Source organism: Helicobacter ailurogastricus, assembly GCF_001282945.1.
Classification (GTDB): Bacteria; Campylobacterota; Campylobacteria; order Campylobacterales; family Helicobacteraceae; genus Helicobacter; species Helicobacter ailurogastricus.
Map to the genome: position 1 here is coordinate 450,666 of NZ_CDMG01000002.1, position 6,403 is coordinate 457,068.

General features: G+C 49.8%; 6 protein-coding genes. 3 read left to right on the plus strand and 3 right to left on the minus strand.

What is annotated here, in order from left to right; genetic code table 11:
- Positions 1-9: 9 nt before the first annotated feature.
- Genes HAL07_RS02315 through tal form a run of 3 tightly spaced genes read left to right on the plus strand, consistent with a single transcriptional unit; the run spans position 10 to position 2,950 of the window.
- Positions 10-624 carry a hypothetical protein gene (locus tag HAL07_RS02315; protein WP_053944940.1) on the plus strand — a complete coding sequence of 205 codons (615 nt, stop codon included), beginning with the start codon at positions 10-12 and terminating at the stop codon, positions 622-624.
- Positions 621-1,955, plus strand: a complete 1,335-nt coding sequence (locus HAL07_RS02320) for a UDP-N-acetylmuramoyl-L-alanyl-D-glutamate--2,6-diaminopimelate ligase (RefSeq protein WP_053944941.1) — start codon at positions 621-623, stop codon at positions 1,953-1,955. Before HAL07_RS02315 ends, HAL07_RS02320 begins: the two co-directional genes overlap by 4 nt.
- Positions 1,952-2,950 (plus strand): transaldolase, encoded by a 999-nt coding sequence (gene tal / locus HAL07_RS02325; RefSeq protein ID WP_053944942.1) that lies wholly within the window; start codon positions 1,952-1,954, stop codon positions 2,948-2,950. Before HAL07_RS02320 ends, tal begins: the two co-directional genes overlap by 4 nt.
- On the opposite strand, the gene HAL07_RS02330 is transcribed toward tal, so the two are convergent.
- From HAL07_RS02330 to HAL07_RS07895, 3 genes are all read right to left on the minus strand, one after another.
- Positions 2,933-3,817, minus strand: a complete 885-nt coding sequence (locus HAL07_RS02330) for an aspartate carbamoyltransferase catalytic subunit (RefSeq protein WP_053944943.1) — start codon at positions 3,815-3,817, stop codon at positions 2,933-2,935. The two genes, tal and HAL07_RS02330, sit on opposite strands and share 18 nt — an antisense overlap.
- A 133-nt stretch (positions 3,818-3,950) precedes the next feature.
- The gene (locus tag HAL07_RS08145) at positions 3,951-6,068 is read right to left on the minus strand and encodes an outer membrane protein (protein WP_238374463.1); all 2,118 of its coding nucleotides are present in this window, start codon (positions 6,066-6,068) and stop codon (positions 3,951-3,953) included.
- A gap of 25 nt (positions 6,069-6,093) precedes the next feature.
- The gene (locus tag HAL07_RS07895; protein WP_156295918.1) at positions 6,094-6,267 is read right to left on the minus strand and encodes a hypothetical protein; all 174 of its coding nucleotides are present in this window, start codon (positions 6,265-6,267) and stop codon (positions 6,094-6,096) included.
- Between the last annotated feature and the right edge of the window lie 136 nt (positions 6,268-6,403).

The window sequence follows — 6,403 nt, forward strand, 5'->3', positions numbered from 1 at the left end:
GTGGTTTAAATGACAAATGACCCCAAGAAGCGCACCTTTTGCACACAAGGTTACAAAGCCTTTTTACACAAGGAATACCTTAGGGCGGGGTTTTTATTTGGGCAGGCGTTGTTCTTAGACCCGATAGACTCACACGCCAAAATCGGCTTGCTTTTAAGCGACATCGCCCTAGACTTCCCCAAAGAGGCGCACAGCTTTTACGAGCTTTACCAAAGTCTATTAGACTCCCAGCCGCGCCGCTATAAGAGCAGTATCCAGCACCAAATCTTAGATTTGATCGCGTCTTTTGACGATAGCCTGAGCAAAATGGCGCAGGCGTTTAGCACAGAAAACCAACTCAAAGCCGAGAGCCTAGAGGGGATTTTGTACGGCGACTTTAAAGCCATGTGTGCGGGCAAGGACTTTAAAGAGGTCTTTGAAAACCTCATGTTTAGCACAAAGGTGATCTTTGACAAAAAAGAGGACTTTTACGAGTTTTTAGACAACCTTGTAGAAAATGGCTTCTATGACATGTCCATCTCTTACATTGAGAACATGCGCGAGCTTTTGTGGTACGACGAGCGGGTGTCTAATATCCTGCAAAAAGCCCTAAAGCTAGAGAAACAAGCCAAAGAATCCCAATGAGTTACCCCTATGCGCTGACATTTAAAAACCAACACTTCACGCACTTAAGCGAGGACACACGAAAGCTAAATACCCACACGCTTTTAGTGCAAACCCCAAGCAACGCTCCTTTTGTGCAAGCGCACTTAGCCAAAGAGCCTAAAACGCCCACCATACAAGCCCTAGAGCTTTACGGCCTTTTAAATTTATCGCTGAAAATCGTAGGGGTTACGGGCACCAACGGAAAAACCACCACCGCAAGTTGTATCTATTCACTGCTCTTAGATTTGGGGCATGCATGCGCCCTGCTTGGCACAAGGGGGTTTTTTATCAGCGATAGGCGTGTGAAAGAAAAGGGCTTAACCACGCCGACTTTGCTAGAGCTGTATATGGACTTGGCCCAAGCACAAGCTGAAGGCGTGGAGTATTTTATGATGGAGGTAAGCTCGCACGCGATCGCCCAAGAGCGCATTTTGGGGTTAGACTTCATCGCTAGGGTGCATACCAACATCACTAGCGATCATTTAGACTACCACAAAGACCTAGAAACTTATAGAGCCGTAAAAAACTCGTTTTTTCAAGGCGAGGGGCTTAAAATCATCAATAGAGACGACCCCGTTGTGCGTTTTAACCCCATTAACGCTTATGGTTATGGCTTGGAGCACAAAACGCATTTAAGCACAGACGCTTACAGCCTACACCCCAGCTTAAGCGCCCATTTAAGCTTTAAGCCCACCCCCAAAGCCCCGGCTGAAAACTCTTTACTACACTCCCCGCTTATCGGCCGGCATAACCTTTACAATCTCTTAGGGGCTGTGCTTTGTGTGCGCCTCCTTACTAACAAGCCCCTAGCTGACATTTGCGCTCTTGTGCCAAACTTCTTGGGCGTGAAGGGGCGTTTAGAAGTGGTGCGCACTAGCCCCTTAGTTGTGGTGGATTTTGCCCACACCGCTGATGGTTTCACACAGATTTTTAATAGCTTTGCCGGGCAAAAAATTAAAGTCGTCTTTGGCGCAGGGGGCAACCGCGATAAGAGCAAACGCCCTTTAATGGGGCAAGTCGCCACCACCCATGCGATCAAAACCTACATCACCAGCGACAACCCTAGGAGTGAAAACCCCCTAGACATCATCAAGGACATCTTAGAGGGCATCCCTGAGAGCAAACGCTCTAGCGTGGTGGTAGAGGCTGACCGCCAAAGTGCCATTGAGCTCGCCTTAAGCGAACTTAGAGAGGACGAAATCCTATTGATTTTAGGCAAGGGCGATGAGAATATGCAAATCATCGGCTCCACCTTGCACCCCTTTGACGATTGCCAAGTGGTGCGTGCATTTTACAAGGACAGGACATGAAAGACTTTTATTTATGGTGTGATTTCATTGAGAGGGATTTTTTAGAAAGCGGGTTTCAAACCCTTTTAAAGCAGGGGCAGATTGTGGGGGCGACTTCTAACCCCGCCATTTTTGCCAAGGCTTTGGAGTCTCAGGCCTACCAAGCCCAAATTGTGGAACTTAAAAACGCCAAAATGGGGGCAAAGGACATTTACGAGCACTTAGTCATCGCCGACATCAAAAGGTGTGCGGAGATTCTCTTGCCCCTTTGGGAGAAAAACAAAGCCACGGGCTACATCAGCCTAGAGATCGACCCTTTTCTAGCCGACAAGGTGGGGGCGAGCGTGGCAGAGGCGCGGGCGTTGTTTGGACGTGTCAATATGCCAAATGTGATGATTAAAATCCCCGCCACTAAGGCAGGGCTAGAAGTGATGGAGCATTTAGCCAAGGACAAGAACATCCCCCTCAATGCGACCTTAGTCTTTGACCCAGAGAGGGCTGAGGATTGTGCCCTTGCGCTCAAAAAAGCCCCTATGGGTGTGGTGAGCGTCTTTGTCTCAAGGCTAGACACTTTAGCTAACCCCCTTTTACAAGACAAGAACAACCGCCTAAGCCAAAGCACCCAGGCCACGCTTTTAAACCAATTTGGCATTGCCAACGCCCTAGAGTGCTATGACAAAATCCAAAGCGTGGGGGCAAGCCGTGTCTATCCGCTCTTTGCCAGTGTGGGCACAAAAGACCCTAATTTACCCAAAGATTACTATTTACAAGCCCTAAGGCTAGAGCACAGCATCATCACCGCCCCCCTAGAGGCTCTTAAGGCCTATTACGAAACCCCCAGCACACCCACCACCCCCATCAAGCACATCAAAGAAACCATGCGGGATTTAGGTTTAGACCTAGACGAACCGCCAGAAGGTTACATTAACTTCTGCCTAAATAGAGACTCTCTATTATCCCCCGGACTACAAGCCTTTGAGGACGCGTTTAGCAAACTCTTAAAAGCTTTGGGTTAATAAGGTTTCAATGAGAGCCATACGCATGACCACGCCCAGTTTGACCTGCTCTAAGACTTGACAGCGCGGATCGTTTAAAAGCGCGTCTTCAATGTCAATGTTTCTGTGCACGGGGCCAGGGTGCAAAATCACGATTTCTTTTTTCAGCATGGAGGCTTTGAGGCAGTACTTATAGGCATAATCTTGCAAAGAGCCATAGGTTTGCAAAGAGTGACGCTCGGTTTGGGTGCGTAGGCTCATCACAATGTCCGCCACTTCTAGGGCTTCTTGTAGGTCGTGTGTGTGATCAAAAGCAGTTTGGGGCAAGAAGTGCGGGGGGGCGACTAAAAGGGGCTTAAGCCCAAAGCGGGGCAAGAGGGCTAAATTGCTGTTAGCTACCCTTGAGTTTTTAATGTCGCCCACAAAGGCGATTGTCTTGCCCGATAATTGCCCTTGAAAATGGTTGTATAGGGTGAGTAAATCTAAAAGGGCCTGCGTGGGGTGGGCAAATGCCCCAGCGCCGGCGTTGATCAGGGGGGTGTCTAGGTGTTTGGCTAAATAGGGCAGGGCGCTGGAGTGGTGGTGGCGGATGATGAATAAATCGATGCCCATGGCTTGCAAGTTGTAGAGCGTGTCTAGCAAAGTTTCGCCTTTTTTAGCCGAGCTTGTCTGCACGCTAAAGGCGTTGAAGTGAGCGTTTAGGCGGGCGGTGGCGGTTTGAAAACTTGCCACCGTGCGGGTGGAGTGCTCAAAAAACAACGCTGTTACGCTCTTGTGGCTTAAATTTGGGGCTTGCACGCTTTGGTCCAAAAACCCATTTGCCCTATCTAGCAGGGCTAAAACCTGTGTATCGTCTAAATCCTGTGTACTGATGAGGTGTTTTAACATAGAGGCATTGTAGCAAAAAACCTAGCAACAAGTAAGAGCGCATGCAAAAAGCATGCGCAAAGCAAGGGGGCGGGTTGCATGCGAGAGACACAGGCTAGACTACATGCGGGGGGACACAATGTGTCCCCAGCTCCTAGAAATTATACACATAGTTGAAGAACACCGAAATGTTGCGCTTATAAGTGATGGCTAGGCTATTGCCATTTGCGCTCGTGCCTTTAAAATAATAGTTTGTGGCAAGGGGGATTCGCAAACCAATCTCAAACCCGTGGTGTTTGCTCACATTGGTCCTAAAGCCAATGTTGAGCGGGATTTGAAAGTAAGTCGTGTTCATCAGCGCGTGCCCGCCGCTCCTATTGACACTAGCCATCAAAGCTTGGTAGCCACTCGCTCCTTTAGCTAGCCAAGTGCTGCCGGTAAACATCAAACCCGCAAAAAGCCCCGTGGTGTATTTGGCATCGCTGCTCTCATAGAAGTTATACAGCGCATCCACGCCCGCTCCATAGACAAAGTTATCCAACGCTTGGCGATCGTCCATGTAAAATGTGCCATGTTGGTAACTAAAGGTCCCATAGTAGCGCAGACCCCATCTTTTGCTCTTGCCAAAGAATTGTTTATACCCCACTTGCACATCCACCCCATACATGTTGCCGTTTTCGCTGCTGTAAGAATTTTGGGGGGCAGCTTTGAGGGGGGCTTTGGCTGTGGGTTGGTCGCCATCTAGCAAATAAGAGCCTAGTTTGCTCTTTGTGGTGGTGAGGTAGGCAAGCAAAGTGTTTAGGTTGCCAAGTTGCGCGGCAATCTCTTGGGGGGTTTCGCCACCAAAGCCCTTCTCTTTCCATAAACGCACCAGCGTAGCCCCCTGCACCCCATCAGGCAAACGCGCAGAGACCGCCGCATTTGCTGGGTTTAGCTGGGCTAAGAGGGCTTGTTGCTCTCTTTGCACCGCAGCGATGAGCGCGTTTAGACTGCTTTGCATTTGGTAAAAGTTTGTGTTGGCCGCCGCCACAAGGTTATAAAAGGTGTTGTAGGCTTGGCTGACGCTCGCAGGGATCCCATTTGCCTCCACCAAAGCATTCATCCCATTAACCAAGCCCCCGATCGCGTTTGTTTGCGAAGTTTCTTGTTGGATGGTGTCTGCCTGTTGGACAATGCTTGCTGTGGTTTGGGCAACGACAACCTGCTCTTGCTTGAGGTAGTTTTGGTAGGCTTGCTGTTTATCCGCAGCTGTGGCTGTGGCACTAGATAGCGTGTTTAAATCTTGCTGGATTTGTTGACTCGCCGTTTGGGGTTGCTGTTGGGGCTTGCTTTGTGGATTTTGTGGGCCGCCTCCCCCACCAATGGGGATAAATGGACCGCCGCCGCCATTTCCGCCATTTCCTCCAGCGACATTGCCCTCCTCGCTATTCAATTTGTTTTGCAATGTATTCACATCATTTTGCGCTGTGGTCACCGCTGCTTGGGCTTTGGTTAAGGCTCCTTGCGCTGCTGTCACCGCTTTTTGGGCGTTGTCGTTGTTTGTGGTCGCCGTTTGTAAAGCCGCAGCGGCTTGCTTGGCGGCAGCTTGGGCTGCTGTCACCGCTTGGGTCGCTTGTTGGACGGCGGCTTTAGCCGCTGCGTCTGCTTGGGTTGCATTTTGTAAATCTGCGGCGGCTGTTTTGGCCGCAGCGGTTTTTGCTGCTTCTGTTTGTTGCGCGGTGGTTAAAGCTCCTTGCGCCTTTGTTAAAGCGTCTTGCGCTTCAGCCGCTTTTTGTTCGGCTGCAGTTAGAGCTGCTTGGGCTTCTGCTTTTTTGTCTTGTGGTGCATCTGCCAATGCCTTTTGAGCTGCTGTTACTGCGGCTTTAGCTTGAGTGTCGGCTGCTTGGGCAGTTGTGACTTGGCCTTGCGCTGCGGTTACGGCTTGTTTAGCCGCTGCGTCTGCTTGGGTTGCATTTTGTAAAGCTGTGGCGGCTTGTTGGGCAGCTGTGGTTTTCTCCGTTTCTGTTTGTTGTGCGGTGGTCACCGCTGCTTGAGCGGTTGTGTTTGCCTGTGTGGCTGTTTGTAAAGCTGTGGCGGTTTTTGCAGCGGCAGCTTGGGCTTGGGTTAAAGCGGCTTGGTCTTGTTTCTCTTGCGCTTGGGCTTGACTTAAAGTCTGCTGTGCATTGGCGAGTTGTTGCTTGGTTTGGTTGATTTGGGCTTGGGGGTTGGTTTGTTGTTGCCCGCCACCTTGTTGGGTATCTAACTGCAACCACGCTTTTGGCAAATGAGCCATTAGGATGAGAGGTTCTTTCTCTATATTAATTAGCCACTAAAGGCGCGCCGTTTTTAGCCCCCTCTTTGGAGTCTATGTCCTTAGTTTCTAGGGCCTGCAAGGCGGGACTAACGAATGCGCCTGCCAAAGCTAGGCTTAAAGGGACTTTAGAGCATTTTTTGAGTCGCCATGCTTGTTTGGAGTGGTTAGATTTTTTCATGGGTGATCCTTATTGGCCTTCGGGCTTGATAGTGGGGGCTTTGCCTAAGTCTATGGTGTTCTTTTGGGTTTGCAATTCTTGCTGTTGTGGCTGTGTGGTTTTGCTTGTGGCCTTGGTCATGTTGGAGTATTGAAAC